Source organism: Mycobacterium sp. (genome assembly GCF_049278535.1).
Taxonomy (GTDB): domain Bacteria; phylum Actinomycetota; class Actinomycetes; order Mycobacteriales; family Mycobacteriaceae; genus Mycobacterium.
This window is the reverse complement of record NZ_JBAPMI010000246.1, coordinates 1-17,511: the sequence shown is the minus strand read 5'-3', so window position 1 is coordinate 17,511 and position 17,511 is coordinate 1. Positions and strand designations below refer to the sequence as shown.

Annotated in this window: 18 protein-coding genes and 1 pseudogene; 8 read left to right on the top strand and 11 right to left on the bottom strand. The window is 66.8% G+C overall.

Features of this window, described 5'->3' with window-relative positions:
- Positions 1-33: 33 nt before the first annotated feature.
- The 7 genes from WAO18_RS16830 to WAO18_RS16800 all read right to left on the bottom strand — a co-directional run bounded on the left by WAO18_RS16830 (position 34) and on the right by WAO18_RS16800 (position 5,403).
- Positions 34-495: a hypothetical protein gene (locus WAO18_RS16830; RefSeq protein ID WP_422207385.1), complete on the bottom strand. Its 462-nt coding sequence runs from the start codon at positions 493-495 to the stop codon at positions 34-36.
- Positions 492-1,748: a DUF58 domain-containing protein gene (locus tag WAO18_RS16825; RefSeq protein WP_422207384.1), complete on the bottom strand. Its 1,257-nt coding sequence runs from the start codon at positions 1,746-1,748 to the stop codon at positions 492-494. The genes WAO18_RS16830 and WAO18_RS16825 overlap by 4 nt, the downstream gene beginning before the upstream one ends.
- A 6-nt stretch (positions 1,749-1,754) precedes the next feature.
- Entirely contained in the window at positions 1,755-2,717 is a 963-nt protein-coding gene (locus tag WAO18_RS16820; RefSeq protein WP_422207383.1) for an AAA family ATPase, read from the bottom strand.
- Between the two features lie 37 nt (positions 2,718-2,754).
- A complete protein-coding gene (locus WAO18_RS16815; RefSeq protein ID WP_422207382.1) occupies positions 2,755-3,237 on the bottom strand; it encodes a hypothetical protein in 483 nt (160 codons plus the stop codon).
- The gene (locus tag WAO18_RS16810) at positions 3,234-4,166 is read right to left on the bottom strand and encodes a DUF4129 domain-containing protein (protein WP_422207395.1); all 933 of its coding nucleotides are present in this window, start codon (positions 4,164-4,166) and stop codon (positions 3,234-3,236) included. The genes WAO18_RS16815 and WAO18_RS16810 overlap by 4 nt, the downstream gene beginning before the upstream one ends.
- A gap of 95 nt (positions 4,167-4,261) precedes the next feature.
- Complete coding sequence (locus tag WAO18_RS16805) at positions 4,262-4,720, bottom strand: SRPBCC family protein (protein WP_422207381.1); 459 nt, start codon at positions 4,718-4,720, stop codon at positions 4,262-4,264.
- A 14-nt stretch (positions 4,721-4,734) separates the two neighbouring features.
- Positions 4,735-5,403, bottom strand: coding sequence for a pyridoxamine 5'-phosphate oxidase family protein (locus WAO18_RS16800; protein WP_422207380.1), 669 nt, complete (start codon positions 5,401-5,403; stop codon positions 4,735-4,737).
- 38 nt (positions 5,404-5,441) lie between these two features.
- On the opposite strand from WAO18_RS16800, the gene WAO18_RS16795 reads away from it, so the two are divergent.
- The 4 genes from WAO18_RS16795 (at position 5,442) to WAO18_RS16780 (ending at position 9,576) form a co-directional block, all read left to right on the top strand.
- Positions 5,442-6,758, top strand: a complete 1,317-nt coding sequence (locus WAO18_RS16795) for an aminotransferase class I/II-fold pyridoxal phosphate-dependent enzyme (RefSeq protein ID WP_422207379.1) — start codon at positions 5,442-5,444, stop codon at positions 6,756-6,758.
- A gap of 73 nt (positions 6,759-6,831) precedes the next feature.
- A complete protein-coding gene (locus WAO18_RS16790; protein ID WP_422207378.1) occupies positions 6,832-7,521 on the top strand; it encodes a hypothetical protein in 690 nt (229 codons plus the stop codon).
- 178 nt (positions 7,522-7,699) lie between these two features.
- The gene (locus WAO18_RS16785; RefSeq protein WP_422207377.1) at positions 7,700-9,073 is read left to right on the top strand and encodes a DUF222 domain-containing protein; all 1,374 of its coding nucleotides are present in this window, start codon (positions 7,700-7,702) and stop codon (positions 9,071-9,073) included.
- 11 nt (positions 9,074-9,084) lie between these two features.
- A complete protein-coding gene (locus tag WAO18_RS16780; protein ID WP_422207376.1) occupies positions 9,085-9,576 on the top strand; it encodes a polyketide cyclase in 492 nt (163 codons plus the stop codon).
- Positions 9,577-9,581: 5 nt separating this feature from the next.
- On the opposite strand, the gene WAO18_RS16775 is transcribed toward WAO18_RS16780, so the two are convergent.
- Positions 9,582-10,451 (bottom strand): SDR family NAD(P)-dependent oxidoreductase, encoded by an 870-nt coding sequence (locus WAO18_RS16775; RefSeq protein WP_422207375.1) that lies wholly within the window; start codon positions 10,449-10,451, stop codon positions 9,582-9,584.
- A complete protein-coding gene (locus WAO18_RS16770) occupies positions 10,448-11,068 on the bottom strand; it encodes a TetR/AcrR family transcriptional regulator (protein WP_422207374.1) in 621 nt (206 codons plus the stop codon). The genes WAO18_RS16775 and WAO18_RS16770 overlap by 4 nt, the downstream gene beginning before the upstream one ends.
- A 44-nt stretch (positions 11,069-11,112) precedes the next feature.
- Between WAO18_RS16770 and WAO18_RS16765 the strand changes: the two genes are divergently transcribed.
- Both WAO18_RS16765 and WAO18_RS16760 read left to right on the top strand, forming a co-directional pair.
- The gene (locus WAO18_RS16765; protein WP_422207373.1) at positions 11,113-12,249 is read left to right on the top strand and encodes a phosphotransferase family protein; all 1,137 of its coding nucleotides are present in this window, start codon (positions 11,113-11,115) and stop codon (positions 12,247-12,249) included.
- Positions 12,249-13,364 carry a hypothetical protein gene (locus tag WAO18_RS16760; RefSeq protein ID WP_422207372.1) on the top strand — a complete coding sequence of 372 codons (1,116 nt, stop codon included), beginning with the start codon at positions 12,249-12,251 and terminating at the stop codon, positions 13,362-13,364. Before WAO18_RS16765 ends, WAO18_RS16760 begins: the two co-directional genes overlap by 1 nt.
- A gap of 21 nt (positions 13,365-13,385) precedes the next feature.
- Here the strand turns inward: WAO18_RS16760 and WAO18_RS16755 are convergent, their stop codons facing one another.
- Positions 13,386-14,384, bottom strand: coding sequence for a TIGR03617 family F420-dependent LLM class oxidoreductase (locus WAO18_RS16755; protein ID WP_422207371.1), 999 nt, complete (start codon positions 14,382-14,384; stop codon positions 13,386-13,388).
- A 44-nt stretch (positions 14,385-14,428) separates the two neighbouring features.
- On the opposite strand from WAO18_RS16755, the gene WAO18_RS16750 reads away from it, so the two are divergent.
- Positions 14,429-15,775 carry a flavin monoamine oxidase family protein gene (locus tag WAO18_RS16750; RefSeq protein ID WP_422207370.1) on the top strand — a complete coding sequence of 449 codons (1,347 nt, stop codon included), beginning with the start codon at positions 14,429-14,431 and terminating at the stop codon, positions 15,773-15,775.
- A gap of 9 nt (positions 15,776-15,784) precedes the next feature.
- On the opposite strand, the gene WAO18_RS16745 is transcribed toward WAO18_RS16750, so the two are convergent.
- Complete coding sequence (locus WAO18_RS16745) at positions 15,785-16,741, bottom strand: alpha/beta fold hydrolase (protein ID WP_422207369.1); 957 nt, start codon at positions 16,739-16,741, stop codon at positions 15,785-15,787.
- Between the two features lie 246 nt (positions 16,742-16,987).
- On the opposite strand from WAO18_RS16745, the pseudogene WAO18_RS16740 reads away from it, so the two are divergent.
- A pseudogene (locus tag WAO18_RS16740) lies at positions 16,988-17,511 on the top strand (isocitrate lyase); the annotation flags it as partial.

Here is a 17,511-nt window from a genome sequence, read left to right as displayed (position 1 = left end):
AATGGTGTTTTGCGGGAAGTGTGGCGATGATCGCTACGCGTCGTCGTCGCGTAGGTACGGCCGGGTGGCCAAGAGGTAGACGGCGAATGCGGCCAGCGGCGCCAGCAACGGCAACCAGGCAAGCCGCAGCGGAAATGCCGTCGCGACCAGACCGACCAGGGTGAATCCCACCGCGGACACCATCGTCGCCCCGCTCACCGAATCGAGGCCGGCGCCGCTACCGGCCGCGTGCCGCAGCACCAAGTACAAGGCTGCCGACAATCCGGCGACCGCGGCCACGGTGGCCGACGGCCCGGACATCGCGATCGCAACCGCAACGAGGAGCACCGCCAGGGTGGCCGCCGGGCGAATCAGCACCGCGACCGCCACCGCGGCCACGGCTGAAATCGCCGCGATCAGGGCCGGTCCGTGCGATCCGACGCCGACCGCCGCCGACATCAGCAGACCGCACGCGGCCGACAGGGCGTGCGCTACCAGCCGTGCACCATGCCTCATGATCGGCGTCTCGTCAGCGCCCGCCGGCGATCGGGCACCGCCCGCATCGACTGATCCAGGGTGCGATCCGCCTGCCAGGCCACCACGTCGACGCCGACGGTGCCCATGTCGCGGTACATAGCCGAACGCTGCAGGGTCCACATTCGGTCGACCAGTGGGTCTTGGGTGGCGCGAAATGGGGCACCCTGCAGTACGTCGACGGCAACCACCACGTGGCCCCGTCGGCGTAAGTCGATCAGCGCCAGCGCGAACTCGGTGTCGAGCAGCGTGGAGAACCCCACCACTATCGCACCCGACGGGATTGCCGCTCGCGGCGCCAATGTTCCAGTCGTACTTTCGAATTCGTCGCCGGCATCGAGGACGGCGTCGAGTACGCGGTAGAACTGACGCTGTCCGATATCGGCGCCCAGCCAGCGGGGTTTGTGCCCGCCGAGCGCGACGATGCCGGCCCGATCGCCGTTGCGCAGCGCGGTCTGCACCACTTGGGCGGCGCCGCGGACTATCCGCTCGGTGGCCTCCGTAGCGGGCCCGGCAGGCTGCGGATAGCCGTCGACGAGCACCACCACGTCCGCGGACCGGTCGGTCAGCCGCTGGGTCACGTGCAGCCGGCCGCGACGGGCGCTCACCGGCCAATTCACCGTGCGCAGCTGGTCACCGGGCACGTAGGTGCGAATGTCGGCGTACTCCACACCGCGGCCGATATGCCGCGTCAGGTGGGTACCCAGCCGGTCGAGCAGTTCGGTCGGCGGCAGGGCTGTCGGTTGAGGCGGCGTCACCGGGAAGACGGTCACCTCAGCCGCGTCGACGGTCCCCGCACCGACCAGCAACCCGCCGTGCGCGACAACCTCGACGGTGCCCCGCACGGGATAGCGCCCCCACCGCTCGGCACTGGTGGCCACCGTCTGCTGCCCGTCGGCTGTTCGCGCAACAACATCGAGCCGCATCCCGTCTACCGCTGCCGCAGTGAGTTTTACTGCGGCACCGAATGTTTCAGTTTCAGCCCACAGGGTCAGCTGAGTCTGCTCGGCTTCGAAGCATCGCTGCGAACCGGGATCGGCGTGAACGGTGACCTTCGGCAGTGCCCGCTGCCAGCTGACCGAACAGAGGACACCGAGCAGCGGTGCGGCGAACGCGACGAGCTGCCAGGACGATCTGATCAAGCCAACGGCCAGCGCCAGTGCGGCGCAGGTTGCGATCGCACGCGTCAAAGCCGATGCACGCCAACGCAGCTGAACTTCCCGTATCTCCACCACGCGGACCTACTGAGGGCCGCCGCGTGTTCGTGGAACCGGTAACCGCCGCAGCAGTTCCTCGACAATGTCGGACCCCTGAATTTTGCGGACCCACATCTCCGGCCGCAATGTGATCCGATGCGCCACAGCGGGTGTGGCGAGTGCCTTGATGTCTTCGGGGATCACGTAATCGCGGCCTAGAAGCAGCGCGCGAGCCCGGGCGAGTTGCACCAGGTCGAGTTCAGCACGCGGGCTGGCGCCCACCGCCACCTGGGGGTGATGCCGGGTCGCGGCCGCCAGCGACACCACATACTGCAGGACGTCGTCGTGCACGCTCACCTGCTCGACGGCCTCGCGCATCGCCAGCAGATCGTGGGCGTCGACAACCTGACTCACCGTCGGTTCGGCCGATCCGCGATCCAGGCGGCGGCGCAGCATGTAGGTCTCGTCTTGCTCTGAGAGATAACGCAATTCGAGCCGAACCGCAAACCGGTCCAACTGCGCTTCGGGCAGTGGATACGTGCCCTCGTATTCGATCGGGTTGTCGGTAGCCAGCACAATGAAGGGTTGAGGCAGCAGGTGTGTAGTGCCGTCGATGCTGACCTGACGTTCGGCCATCCCCTCCAGTAAGGCCGCTTGGGTTTTGGGCGGCGTGCGGTTGATCTCATCGGCCAGCAACAGATTGGTGAAAATCGGACCCGGACGAAACTCGAAGTGACCCGACTGCATGTCGTAGATGGTCGAGCCGAGCAGGTCCGCCGGCAACAGATCGGGCGTGAACTGCACGCGGGTGAAGTCCAGCCCGAGCGCCGCGGCGAAAGACCTGGCTATCAGCGTCTTGCCGAGTCCAGGCAGATCTTCGATCAGCACGTGTCCACGCGCGAGCACCGTGGTGAGAATGAGCGTGAGCGCCGACCGCTTCCCCACCACGACGCGCTCGATCTCATCGAGTACCGCGGCCGCGCGGGCCGTGGTGGTGGCCGCTGTCATGGCCGTCTCCGATGTCATATCCGCCCCGTACCCCCCGTCATACCTGCTCCAACCGTTCCAGGATTTCCTCCAGCGTCGCCCGGCCCGGCCCGGGCTCGCTCGTACCGTGATGCGCGACGTTGTTGGGGTTCACCCACGCCCACAGCTCCGCGCCGAAAAGCGTTCGCCCGGTGGCATCGAACGCGGCCGGGTCTTTGGCCTGCTTTTGCCCAATCGCGATCGCGAACCGCCGCGCCAGCATTGGGCGCAGGTGCCGGTCCCAATCGGCCCGGGTTGATTCCGACCGGTGAACCAGCGTCTGGGTCCGCGACAACCAGCTGCGCAACGATTCTTCGAGGGCATTCTGGATCGTCTGTGGCGGCGGCTCGAAATCACGGCCAAGGAACTGGCGCACATTGACCACCGCGAAAAGGACCGCCGCGCCGGCCGCCCAGAGCACAAACCGGCGATCGTGCAGCGACAGGGCGGCCAGCTCGGCGCTTAGTACAAGTGAGACTCCCAGTGCTACAAGTCTTTTCATACCGAACTCCGCATATCGGCGAGTACCAGCTGCAAGACGCGCAGTGCGCTGGCCCGGTGCGCCTCGGTCATCACGTGTGGGCTGAATCGCGCCTCTTCGAAGAGGTTGACCAATTCGGCGGCGTTGTCGACGTGCAGTGCGTGGTGTTCAACGGCCCGCGCCAAAACCTCTGTCGGAGTGTCGAAATCCTGCGGGGCGGCACCGGGGAAATGCCTGAGTTCACGTTCCATCGCCGCATAGCAGGCGATGATGGCCTGCCGCGGCTCGTGATTGGGATCCTCGATTTCAGCCAGCCCGCTTTCGGCCGCCCGCACCAGCGAGGTGGCCGCGGCGCCAGAAGTCGGTTCGTCGAAAGGTGCCGGAGCCTCTGCAAGACTCGGCGCTGCGACCCGACGCCGACGAGTGGCGATCGCGCCCGCGAGGATCATCGCCAGCAGGGCCACCGTGCTGGCGATCAGATAGTGCAACACGTCACGATCAGCGCCGTTGTCCTGCTCCCCCGGACGCTGCGGCACATTGTTCGCCGGCGTGGGAACGGCGGACTGCGGCGCAGACTGCGGCTGATCGATTCCAGCCTGTGGCCCAACGAACCGCGACAGCAGCCACACCAGCAGAAGCCACACCACCAGCACCGCGGCCCCGATGATCACGACTCGCCAGGCCGGTCGGCCTCGGCCGCCGGAAAACCTGGTTGGCAGCGGGCTGGCGCTGGACGCCACGCGACGCGGATCGCGCAGCCGGGAAATGAGGGCTACGGCCACGATCACCAGCGACACGCTGATCAGGGCCGCAACATAAACCAGCGAGGACCCGTTATCCGGTGGTCGTTGCTCGTCGGCCCGCACGCCGGGGAGGTATCCGCGCAAGGACGCGGCGATAGCGATCAAGAGCACGATCACGGCGACCACGCGGCCCGTCGCCTTATCCATCATTGGCACACCACTCAACCGGTTGCCTGCCGCTGTTGCGGCCTTCTGGCCATCCTGGCACGTTGCGCGCCCGGACTGCCAGCGATCGGTGCAGTTCAGTGGCGCTCGGCCAGCTCGGCAAGCCGGTCAAGCGAGGCCCGCAGCTTCTCGCTCGTCGTATCACGAGCGCGCGCGAGTCGATGCTCGTCGGTCAATCGCGACCAGTCGTAGGTGTGGGTGACCCGGGTGCGGGTGTCGTCCAGCGGCTCGAGCTCCCAGCGCCACAGATGACCCGGCGGTCGTTGACCCACTTCGGACGGGTTCCATGCGATGCGACGAGCTTCAACGAAGTCGACGACGTGGTTCTCGCGGATGCTGTCGCTGGTCAGCATCATCAGGAACACATCGCCGACGCTCCGGACCCGTTGCCCCGGTTCAGCTTTGACAAGGTTGTGGTTGCCATCCCAGAGTGGCTGCTGTGCGGGGTCGGCAATCAGCTCGAAGATCTGCTCCGCGCTTGCCGCGATCTCGCGGCTCGCGCTCACCACCCTGGGGACGTCGCTCTCGTCGGCCATGGAGCCATTAAAGATCAAGCCCGCCGATACGGCGCGAGGTAGGACGGCTGCTTGATCGCCGGATCGAGGTCATCGGCGGGGATCGGCGCTCCCGCGTGCACAGTGAGCGGCACAACCCCGGCCCAGTAGGGCAACTCGAGGTCTTCCGGGTCGTCGACGGGCCCGCCGGTCCGCACCTTTGCCGAAACCTCGAGTAGGTCGAGCGCGAGCACGGCGGTGGCCGCGAGCTCGCGGTCGTTGGGCAGCCTGCTGTCGGCGGACCGACCGAGTGCGACGTGATCGAGCAACGCTGCCAGTGCGCGCAGTTTCTCGTCGCGGTCGCGCACCAGGCGCGCGTTGCCAACGGCGACGACCGACCGGAATTCCATCGAGTGGTGCATCGCCGAGCGGGCGAAGACCAGACCGTCGATCAGGGTTGCGGTGACGCAGACGGGCAAACCGTCCGACGAGCTGGCGGCGAGCATCGGGCCGCTGCCGGTGGATCCGTGCAGGTAAACCGTTTCGTCGAGGCGCACGTGAGTGGTGGGCAACACCACTGGTCCATCGGCACCGGCGAAACCGACGTGACAGATCAGGGCCTCGTCGAAAATGCCGTGGACGGTGGCGCGGTCGTAGCGCGCACGCTCTCGATACCGGGTCGGGACGGTCCGGGTGGTGGGTGCGTATGCCGATGCTGCAGACATAGTTGCTTCCCCCTTTGCACTAGTACATAATTATTTCTGTGCCAGAACAATACATGATTCGTGGTGCCGGCGCGGAGGCCATCGCGTCCGACGTTGAAGAGGCGGTCTCGACCGGCGCCCTGGCGCCCGGTGCCGAGTTGCCGCCGATCCGGGAGTTGGCCGCACAGCTCGGCGTCAACGCCAACACGGTGGCCGCGGCCTACCGCCTGTTGCGCGAGCGCGGAGCCGTCGAGACCGCGGGCCGGCGCGGCACCCGAGTGCGAGAGCGGCCGGCGACCACACCACGCTCGCTGCGGGGCATCGCTGTTCCCCCCGGCGTGCGCGACCTGTCCACCGGCAACCCGGATCCGGCTTTGCTGCCCATCGCCCGGCTCAGTTCACGGCGGAAAACACCAGTGCTGTATGGCGATCCGGCGGTCTCACCCGAACTGGCCGAGCACGCCCGGGCGTCGCTGACCGCCGATGGTGTTCCGGCCGAGCACATCGCGGTGACGGCCGGAGCCCTCGACGGCATCGAGCGTGTACTCAGCACCCAGCTGCGTCCCGGCGACCGCGTGGCGGTGGAAGACCCTGGCTGGGCCAACCTGCTGGATCTACTTGCTGCGCTCGGCTTTTCAGCCGAGCCAGTCCGAGTCGACGAAGACGGGCCGCTGACCGTGGACGTGGCCCGCGCCCTGGGCCGTGGCGTGCGCGCGGTCGTGGTGACGTCGCGGGCCCAGAATCCGACCGGGGCTGCCGTCTCTGACAAACGGGCAAAGGAGTTGCGCACGTTGCTGATTGACCATAGCGACGTGCTACTCGTCGAAGATGACCATTGCGCGGGTATCGCCGGTGCACCGCTGCACACGCTGGCCGGAACGACCCGGCACTGGGCGTTCGTGCGGTCGGCGGCCAAGGCATACGGGCCCGACCTGAGGCTGGCGCTGCTGGCCGGGGACCGACGCACGGTCGAACGCGTACACGGGCGACTGCGATTGGGGCCGGGCTGGATCAGTCATCTGCTGCAGGATCTCGCGGTCGACTTGTGGCATGACGCGGCCGCCACCCGGATGGTGCACGAGGCCGAGACCGCCTACACCCGCAATCGTGAATTGCTGCATGCGGCGCTGGCCGATCGCGGGGTGGCATCTCGCGGCCGGTCCGGCCTCAATGTGTGGGTTCCGGTGCCCGACGAGACGGTGGCGATCACCCGGCTGCTGAGCGCGGGCTGGGCTGCGGCACCGGGAACACGATTCCGGATCGGCACTCCGCCGGGAATGCGGATCACCATCTCTAACCTCGACGCCGACGAGATCGGCCCACTGGCCGACGCGGTCGCGGAGGCGGTCCACGCGCTCGGCCTTGCCAGCGTGTGAGTTATCCACAGTCGGCTGATAATTGATGCAACTCCACCCAAAGGACGCGGATATGCGAACGAGACTTCGACAGGTGGCTTTGGTAGCTGCCGATCTGGCGCCAGTGGAGGCCGGCATCATCGAAGAGCTCGGCGTCCAGCTGTGCTATCGGGACCCCGACGTCGCGGTGTTCGGTCTCAGCAACGCGCTCTTTCCGATTGGAGACAAGCTGCTCGAGGTGGTCTCACCGGTGCGGCCAGGGACAACCGCGGGCCGTCAGCTCGACAAACGCAAGGGCGATGGCGGATACATGGTTATCCTCCAGGTCGACGATCTCGAAGCGACGAGATCCCGTATTGAAACCTGCAATGTACGAGTCGTTTTCACCGCGGCTAAGCCGGGCATCACCGGTATACACCTGCACCCGAAGGACGTCGGTGCCGCGATTCTGTCGGTCGACCAGACAGACCAGTGGGATGACTGGGGCTGGGCTGGACCCAACTGGCGCGACCACATAGCAACCCGCGTTGTCACCGACATGGTCGGCGTGGCAATGCAATCAGAGCACCCAGCGGGTACGGCCGATAGGTGGGCCGCGGTGGTTGGTGGTGAGGTGACCGAAATCGGCGACCAGTATCACGTTCGCCTCGAGGAGGGTGTGCTGCGCTTCGTCCCACCTGTCGACGCCCGCGGTGACGGGGTGTGCGCTGTGGATCTGCGGGCCACCGACGCACAGACGCGCAGAACGACGCTGTGCGGGGTAACCATCAATTTCGTCGCCTGAAGAACGTGACCTGGGCGAGTCACGTGGCGGCGAGCACGCCTTTACCGCCCGGCGACCCGTTGTTGGTCGAAGGAATCTGCTTCCGCGAAGTTATCCACAGTTGCGATTTGATCCACAGGGCAGGAGTTGCGGTGTCCGCTGGGGTCGGAATTGTCGGGCTGATTCGTAGCGTCGGGGTATGGGTTCAGCGATCAGCGCCGAGCAGGCACGGGAACGGATCGACGCCGCGCTCGATGCGATCGACGCCGCCCACGACTTGTTACGTGATACGCCGTCGGATTTGGTGGGCAATAGGTTTCGCGTTCACGCCGCAACGCGGCTGGAGAATCAGGAGCGCAGTAACCGAGGTCTGATGTACCGGGTATTTGCCGAGATCGCCGACCCACCGGACGGCGCCGGGTCGGTGGCGCAGATGCGATCGGTGCTGTGGGAGGGACTCCGCATCACACCGAACGAAATCACCCGACGGTTCAAGCTCGCGGTTCGGATTCGGCCGCGCCGTTCGTTGACCGGCCCGCCGCGGCCGCCCGAGTTGCCAGAACTGGCGGCCGCCGTTCAGGCCGGGGCGGTCGGCGCCGACCACATTCGGGCGATATGTCGAGCCGTCGACGTGCTGCCCGCGCTGGTATCGCCCAACGACGTGACAGCTGCCGAGCGCACGCTGGTCGAGCATGCAACGCGCGCCGATGCCGGGATCGTGGCCAAACTGGGTGAGCGCATCGCCGACTACCTGAACCCCGACGGCCTGTTCAGCGACGAGGACCGGGCCCGTCGCCGCGGGTTGCAGCTCGGCCAGCAGGGGCCCGACGGTATGTCCCGGCTGACCGGATTACTCGATCCGCAGGCCCGCGCTTACTTCGAAGCCATCGACGCCGCGGTGCGGCCCGGCCGCCACCAGCCTGACGACGACCCCGCAGCACGCGACTGCCGCAGCCCCGCCCAACGCTGCCACGACGCCCTGAAACTCGGCCTGCACACCGCCATTGCCTCCGGCGGCCTCGGGGTGCACCGCGGCCATCCCGTCACCGTGGTCGTCACCACGACGTTGGCCGAACTCAATCGCGCCGCCCACGCCGCGGTGGAGGCGCCGGTCCCGATGCCGGCGCCCGCGAGAACCGGAGGCGGCTCCCCGCTGCCGATGCGCGATCTCATACGTATGGCGGCCAATTCGATTCACTACCTCGCCGTGTTCGACGAGCACACCGAACGGCCGCTGTACCTCGGCCGCCAGAACCGGATCGCCACCGCCGACCAGCGACTGATTTGCTATGCCCGCGACCGCGGCTGCACGCGTCCCAATTGTCTTGAATCGGGCTATCGCTGCGAGGTGCACCATTCAGAGGACTGGGCGCGCGGCGGCCGCACCGATGCCGACAAGTTGTTCTTCGCGTGCGGCCCCGATCACCGCATGGCCAGCCGCGGCGAATTGCGCACCGTGGTCACCGACAGCGGGCGATTGGGCTGGACCAATGGCAGCAGTGCGGCCGCCATCAACCGGGCCCACCACCCCGACGAACTCCTCCGCGGAAACCCCGACCCGCCTCGGGATTAACCTGGATGGCGATGATCGGCGATCGCTGGAACGTGACGGACGGCGAGGTCGCCCGGCACTATCCCTGCGACGACTTCGTCACCACGCCCACTTTGCAGGCATGGCGCGGAGTCACCGTGCGGAGCAGCCAGCAGACCCTGTGGCAGTGGGTCAGTCAGATCAGAATCGCGCCCTACTCCTACGACTGGATCGACAACCTCGGCCGTCGCTCACCCCAGCGCCTCGTCGGCTTGCCCGAGCCCGTCGTCGGCGAATCATTCAGCACCGCGGCTACCCGGCCGTTCGGGCGCATCCTGGCCGTCGCGCCACCGGAGCACCTCACCGGCGAGATCATGGGAGCCTCCATTTCTTACGTGTTGGTTCCCGACGGGGAATCAACACGCTTGCTGATGAAAATCGTTACGGCCATGAGCCGCTGGGTTGCACCGTGGCTGTCGGTCGGCGATCTCGTCATGGCCCGTCGGCAACTGCTCAACCTCAAACGCCTCGCCGAACGGGGCTAGCCCGCCTAGGACCTAAACGCGCGGAAGCTGCCGTCGAGGACCTGCAGGTGGCCAATCGTTCGCCCGGTCACGACCGTCGGATCCACCAACGTGAGCTCCATCGCGGCCCGTGCGAACTCCTCTGGAGGCGCGACGTCGTCGAATTCCCGGGTGTAATACGAAAGACCCGGCGTCATAATCGGTTTGGACGGCGACAGGGCATTGACCGCAATGTTATGGGGGCCAAGATCGTAGGCGGCACACCACGTCAAATGCTCCACCGCGGCCTTGGAGCCGCCGTAGCCGGGCAGTACGCCGGCACTGCGGTCCGCGTACGGCCCATCCCCCGGCAGCCGAGACGCGACTGAGCTGACGTTGATGATCGAGCCCATGCCCGCGGCCGCCATGTCCGGGTAGACCAGCTGGATCAGCTCGTAGGTGGCGAACACCGCGATCTCGAAGTGCCGCCGATACGCGCCAAGCGGCGTACCGAGCAGGGGCGGCCAGTCCGGCTTGATGCCGCCCGGCTGGGCTTTCGCCGGCTTCGGGCGCGCGTCGTCGCCGGGCTTCGGCGGCCGTCCGGGTGCGGTGAACGCCGCGTTGTTGATCAGGATCGTGATGGGGCCCAAAGCATCTCGGGCTTCGTCGACCAGCCGCGCGATGTCATCGCGGTCGAGCAAATCGGCGCGGATCGCCAATGCGCGTCCGCCCGCCGCCTCGATGTCGGCAACGGTGTCACCAATGGTGCCGGGAAGCCTTTCGTCCCAGACGTTTTCGGTGCGGCCGACCACCGCGACCGCTGCCCCTTCGGCCGCAAGCGCCAAGGCGATTGCCCGGCCCAATCCGCGGCTGGCGCCGGTGACGATCGCGGCGCGGCCATCCAGTCGTCCGGTCACCGGCCCGACCCTACCTCGCGGGTCACCCCGTGCACGAGGATGGCGGTGGTCTGGTCTACCCACGCATCATCGAGCGGCTCGCCAGGATTCAGCAGCAGCCGCAGCAACGTCGCACCGCCGATCAACTCGATCAACCGGTCCGGGTCGACATCCGGATGCACCTCACCACGGTCGACCGCCTCGCTGAGCCGTTCCTGCACCGCGGTGAACAGAGTCGCGAAGCGTGACATCACCCGAGCGTTGAGCTCGGGATCGGCGCTCATGTCGGCGACCAAACCGGGCAGCGCAGCCCGCACCACCGGGGTGGTGAACACGTCCCGCGCCGCGGCGATCATCGCCCGCAGGTCAGCCGCCATACCCCGGGTAGGGCCGACCAACGCGGTGGGCGCAACGGGAAACGCCGCCTCGTGCACCAGCTCGGCCTTGCTCGACCATCGCCGATACAGCGCCGTCTTCGTCGTGCCGGCCCGCTCGGCCACCGCGGCCAGAGTGACGTTCGAATAGCCAATTTGGACAAGCAGATCCGCGGTCGCGGTCAATATGGCAGCGTCGATACGCGGATCCCGGGGCCGTCCGGCACCCGAGACCTTGTCAACCGAGGGCGGGTCTGCTTTCATAACGCTACCCACCGTATCGTAATTGCCTCACGAAGGAGGCACCTGTGCCAAACGAACCTGTGCTCGACCAAGTCGACCGACTGCAGCGCTCGAGCCGCGACGTCGCCACCCTGCCGGCGGTGATGTCGAAATGGCTGTCAACTGTGCTCCCCGGCGGCGCTACGCCCGAGATCACCGTGGAAAGCGGTATCGACTCGACCGGTATGTCATCGGAGACGATCATCCTGACCGCCCGCTGGGAGGAGGACGGCAAACCCGTCACGCAAAAGCTGGTGGCGCGGGTCGCGCCGACCGCCGAGGACGTCCAGGTGTTCCCCACGTATCGACTCGACCATCAATTCGACGTGATCCGTAAGGTCGGCGAGCTCACCGACGTTCCCGTCCCCCGGGTGCGCTGGCTGGAGTCCACCGGCGAGGTCTTGGGGACACCGTTCTTCCTGATGGACTACGTCGACGGCGAGGTACCACCCGACGTCATGCCGTACACCTTCGGCGGCAACTGGTTCGCGGACGCGCCGGTCGAACGCCAGCGGGAACTGCAGGATGCGACGGTGTCAGTACTGGCACTACTGCATTCAATCCCCAACGCCGAGGGCATATTTGGATTTCTCACCGAGAGCCAGGAAGGCGACTCCGCGCTGCGGAGACATGTCAACTGGGTGCGGTCCTGGTATGACTTCGCGGTGCCCGACATCGGTCGATCACCGCTGCTGGAGCGGACATTCGGGTGGCTGGAGGAGAACTGGCCGACCGAAGCGGCGGCCGGCGAGCCGGTGCTGCTGTGGGGTGACGCCCGGGTCGGCAACGTGCTGTACCGCGACTTCCAACCGGTGGCGGTGCTGGACTGGGAAATGGTGACGCTTGGCCCGCGCGAGCTCGATGTCGCGTGGATGATCTATGCGCACATGGTCTTTCAAGAGCTCGCCGGATTGGCGACTTTAGACGGCCTACCCGGGGTAATGCGGGAAGAAGACGTCCGCGCCACCTACCAGCGGCTCACCGGTGTCGAAATCGGCGACCTGCACTGGTTCTACGTGTACTCGGGCGTGATGTGGGCCTGCGTGTTCATGCGCACCGGCGCGCGGCGCGTGCACTTCGGCGAAACCGAGAAGCCCGACAGCGTCGAATCGCTGTTCTACCACTCAGGACTCATGAAGCGCCTTATCGGAGAGGATCAGTAATGCTCGGACCGCTCGACGAATTCCCGGTACATCAGGTTCCCCAGCCAATTGCGTGGCCGGGTTCCTCGGACCGCAACTTCTACGATCGCTCCTACTTCAACGCCCACGACCGCACCGGCGACATCTTCGTGATCAGCGGTATCGGTTACTACCCCAACCTCGGGGTCAAGGACGCGTTCCTGCTCATCCGCCGCGGCGACACCCAGACCGCGGTCCACCTGTCCGATGCCATCGACCAGGACCGACTCAACCAGAACGTCAATGGCTACCGCGTCGAGGTCATCGAACCGCTGCACAAGCTGCGGATCGTTCTCGACGAAACCGAGGGCATCGCAGCCGATCTCACCTGGGAAGGCCTGTTCGACGTCGTCCAAGAACAGCCGCACCTGATGCGCTCCGGAAACCGGGTGACTCTCGACGCGCAGCGCTTCGCCCAACTCGGTAGCTGGAGCGGCCGGATCGTCGTGGACGGCAAGGAGATTCCCGTCGACCCGGCCACCTGGATCGGCAGCCGTGACCGGTCCTGGGGTATCCGGCCGATCGGCGAACCCGAGCCGGCAGGGCGTCCCGCCGACCCCCCGTTCGAGGGGATGTGGTGGCTGTACGTGCCGATCGCATTCGACGACTTCGCCGTGGTGCTCATCATTCAGGAGGCACCCGACGGATTCCGCTCGCTCAACGACTGCACCCGCATCTGGCGCGATGGCCGCGTCGAACAGCTCGGCTGGCCGCGGGTGAAGATTCACTACCGGTCGAGCACCCGGATTCCGACTGGCGCGACCATCGACGCCACCGCCCCCGACGGCACGCCTGTGCACTTCGACGTCGAGTCCAAGCTGCCGGTGCCCATCCACGTCGGCGGCGGCTACGGCGGCGACTCGGACTGGCTGCACGGCATGTGGAAGGGCGAGAAGTTCGTCGAACGGCTGACCTACGACATGACCGACCCGGCGATCGTCGGCCGGTCCGGCTTCGGCGTCATCGACCATGTCGGGCGGGCGATGTGCCGCGACGGCAACGGAACTCCGGTCGAGGGCTGGGGTCTGTACGAGCATGGCGCACTGGGCCGCCACGACCCGTCCGGCTTCAAGGACTGGTTAACGGTTGCGCCGTAAAGCCCCGAAAAAGCTTTGACGTCAGCGTAATTCGTCGACGATCGCGGACAGCGTCTGTAGGCCCAACGGCGCCGCCTGGTAGAGACAGACGGTGTCGGCGATTCCGTCGACGCGGTCGCGGATATGGCGGGCGACGTCCCCCGGAGCGCCGCACGCGGCGATGGTGTGCAGAATCTCGTCGTCGATCAGTGCGCCCATGTCGTCCCAGCGGCCCTGCTTGGACAACGCGTTCAGTTCGGGCTGCAGATCCTGCCACCCGTGTGCGGCCAGCACCGGCCGATATGCCGGCGTGGAGCCATAGAACGCCAACAGCGCCCGGGTCCGGGCATGGGCCTGCTCGAGTTCGGCGTCGGTCTCACCCGCGGAGACGATGATTTCGGGCAACACGGCCAAGTCGGTGTTGTGACGGCCCGATGCCTGCAGGCCCTCGCGCACCATAGGCATGGTGTGCTCGTGCAGGAATCGCTTCGAGCCGAACGGCATCACCAGCAGCCCATCGGCGTGCTGCGCGACGGCACGGGTCAGCCGCGGACCGAGCGCGCCGACGTAAATAGGTGGCGGGCCATACGGATTCGGGCCCGGGTTGAAGGTCGGTGTCATCAACGTGTGCCGGTAGTAGTCGCCGCGAAAGTCCAATCGCCCACCGGAGTTCCAGGCCGCGAAGATCGCCCGCAGCGCCGCGACGAGTTCGGTCATCCGGGCCACCGGTTTGTCAAACTCGGCGCCGAACCGCTTTTCGATTTGCGCCCGGACCTGAGTTCCCAGACCGAGAATGAACCGTCCCGAGCTCAACAGCTGATGATCGTTGGCCTGGTGGGCCAGGTGAATCGGGTTTCGCGGGAACGCAATCGCGACATTGGTCATCAGGTTCAGGTCGGGAACCGTTGCCGCCAACGTCAGCGGTGCGAAAACATCGTGTGGTCCCTCAAAGGTGGCGACGCCGCTGGCACCGGCGTCGCGAAGCTCCCGCGCGCGCTCAGCCGCGTCGGTCAGACCGTAGAGGGCGGTGAAGACTTTCACTGAGGATTCACACTACGTAGTGGCCATGGGGTTGACTGGAGGGCATGTCCGATGCGACCTGGACCGCAGACGTCGTCGTGGTGGGTGGCGGTTTCGCCGGACTCACCGCCGCCCGTGAGCTGACCCGGCTCGGCCACGATGTGCTGGTGCTGGAGGGCCGTGACCGGGTGGGCGGGCGCTCGCATACCGGCCACGTCGCAGGCATCCCGGTGGATATGGGCGGCACATTCGTGGGCCCGACGCAGGATGCGGTGCTGAAGCTGGCCGCGGATCTCGGTATTACGACCGTACCGACCTATGACGATGGCGCCAACCTGATTCGGTGGCGCGGCGCAGTGCGCTCCTACACCGGCACCATCCCGCGGCTCTCCCTTGGTGGCTTGCTCGATCTCGGCCGTGTGCGTTGGCAATTCGAGCGGATCGCCCGGACCGTTCCCCTGGACGAGCCGTGGACTGCCCGGCGCGCCGCTCGGCTGGACAGCCAATCGTTGGGCCAGTGGCTGCGATCGGTACGCGCCGGCGCCACCACCCGGGATCTGCTGGCCATCATGGCGCGGGTGACCTGGGGATGCGAACCCGACGCCGTGTCGATGCTGCACGCCGCCCGTTATGTCCGCGCCGCGGGTGGTCTGGACCGGATGCTCGACGTCGAAAACGGTGCCCAGCAAGACCGTTTTTCGGCCGGCACGCAACAGATCGCCGACGCGGCGGCCGCCGAACTCGGCGACCGCGTGGTTCTGGAGGCCGCCGTGCGCCGCATCGACCACCACGACGACGGTGTGACGGTCACCAGCGAAAAGGGCACGGCTGAAGCCAAATACGTCGTCGTCGCGATCCCGCCGGAGCACTGGAGCGTCATCGAATTCACCCCTGCACTGTCCGCCGAGCATCGGCAACTGCCCGCGCAGTGGCCGCAGGGCCGGCTCAGCAAGGCCTACGTCGCTTATCCGACTCCGTTCTGGCGCGACAAAGGCTTCTCCGGCGAATCGCTGTCCGATGAGGGTCCGGTGTTCATCACCTTCGACGTCAGCCCTGCGCCGGACGGGCCCGGGATCCTGCTGGGGTTCGTCGACTCCCGCACCTTCGACTCGCTACCGGCCGACCAACGTCGCGAGCGCGCACTGGCATGCTTCGCGACGTTGTTCGGCGACGAAGCACTCACGCCGCTCGACTACGTCGATCATCGTTGGGGCGCAGAAGAATTCGCGCCCGGCGGCCCAACCGCAGCGGTGCCACCCGGCTCCTGGACTCGCTTCGGATCGTTGTTGCGGCGCCCGGTCGGGCCCATCCACTGGGCCGGCACCGAGACCGCCGACGAGTGGACCGGGTTTCTTGACGGCGCGGTGCGTTCCGGGCAGCGGGCCGCAGCCGAGGTGGCCGCGCGCCTATAAGCGCGGCAGCTATGAGCTGATGCGCCTGCTGCTAGTGATCGATTCGGCAAGGCCGCGCAGCTCCCGGTTGACCTCGGCGGGCCGCTCCAACATCGAGCAATGACCGCCGGGCAGCACGACAAGGCCGGCGAGATTCGGTGCGGCAGCGGCCATCCGCTTCGACTGGACCAGCGGCGTCAACCGGTCACGCTCGCTGCCGATGACCAGAGTGGGCACCGTCAAACCGGCCAGGTCGATATGCCGGCGTCCCATCGCCTCGACGAGGGCCTTGCCGCAGCCGCCACGACCTGCCGACGACGTGGCGTTGAACAGGTCGAAGATCAGCGATCCGACCGCGTGGTCCGCGTCGGCGCCGACTGCGAGCATCGAGATCATCTCGCGGCTGGCCCGTCGCACCCCGGGCGGAACCGTGTACGAACCGAAAATGTTGATCAGCGCGCGCCCACCCAGCACCCGCACCGCCGCGAACGGCGCCGGCACCGGCAGCAATCGCACTTCCCGCAACAAGTCACCGGTGGTGGTATTGATCAGCGCGACAGCGTCGGCACGCGCTTGCACCTTGTGGCGATAGCGATCCGACCATGCGGCGATCGCCATGCCGCCCATCGAGTGCCCCGCGACGACGGCACGCTCGCCCGGCGCCAGCGTCGCGTCGAGCACGGCGTCGACATCGGCTGCCAAGTGGCTCAGGGTGTAGCCGCCGCGGCGCGGGATCCCGCTACGCCCATGGCCGCGATGGTCGAAAGCGATCACCCGGTAATCGGCGGCCAGATCGGCAATCTGGTAGCCCCATACTCGAATGGCGCAGGTGATGCCGTGAGCCAGAACGATCGGATAGCCGTCCTCGGGCCCGAATACCTCGGTGTGCAGACGGGTCCCATCCGCGGAGCGCACCTCCACAGTGCGGCTCGGTGGCAAAGCCACCGGTAGAGGATGCGGCTCGTGGGCCGTTCGCAGAGAACTCATCGCCGCTCCCCCTCAGTTGCGGCCCCGTCGCCGCGCTCGGTGAGTGTATCCGAGCGGACTACCCGATACCGCCGGAAAAAATATCCCTCGCGATATTTTTCTTTCACGGGCCCCGACCGACGTGGCTCGGTTTAGCCCGGCCCCGCCGGCGGTATGCGCGAGATGCCATTTTGAGACGTCGTGGGCCGCGCCAGCCATAGACTCTCACCAGCAGGCAATTCGGGGATGAAGAGGAGCGGAGAAAACATGAGCACGATCGAGGCGGATGCAAAGTCGCAGTCACCGTCGCAGCAGGACTCGCACGATGCCTTTGAGAGTGACGTAGCCGCAACGCAGCAATACCAGGACAGCCCACGCTTCGACGGAATCACCCGCCTCTTCTCCGCGCGCCAGGTCGTCGAGCAGCGCGGCACCATCCCATCCGACTACATCGTGGCCCGCGAGGCCGCTGAAGCCTTTTACCCGCGGCTACGTGAGCTGTTCACCCAACGCAAGAGCATCACCACCTTCGGCCCGTACTCGCCCGGGCAGGCCGTGACGATGAAGCGGATGGGCATCGAGGGCATCTACCTCGGCGGGTGGGCGACCTCAGCCAAGGGCTCCATCAGCGAGGATCCGGGCCCCGACCTGGCCAGCTATCCGCTCAGCCAGGTGCCCGACGAAGCCGCCGGTCTGGTCCGCGCGCTGCTGACCGCCGACCGCAACCAGCAGTACCTGCGGCTGCGGATGAGCGAGGAGCAACGGGAGCGGACGCCGGCGGTCGACTACCG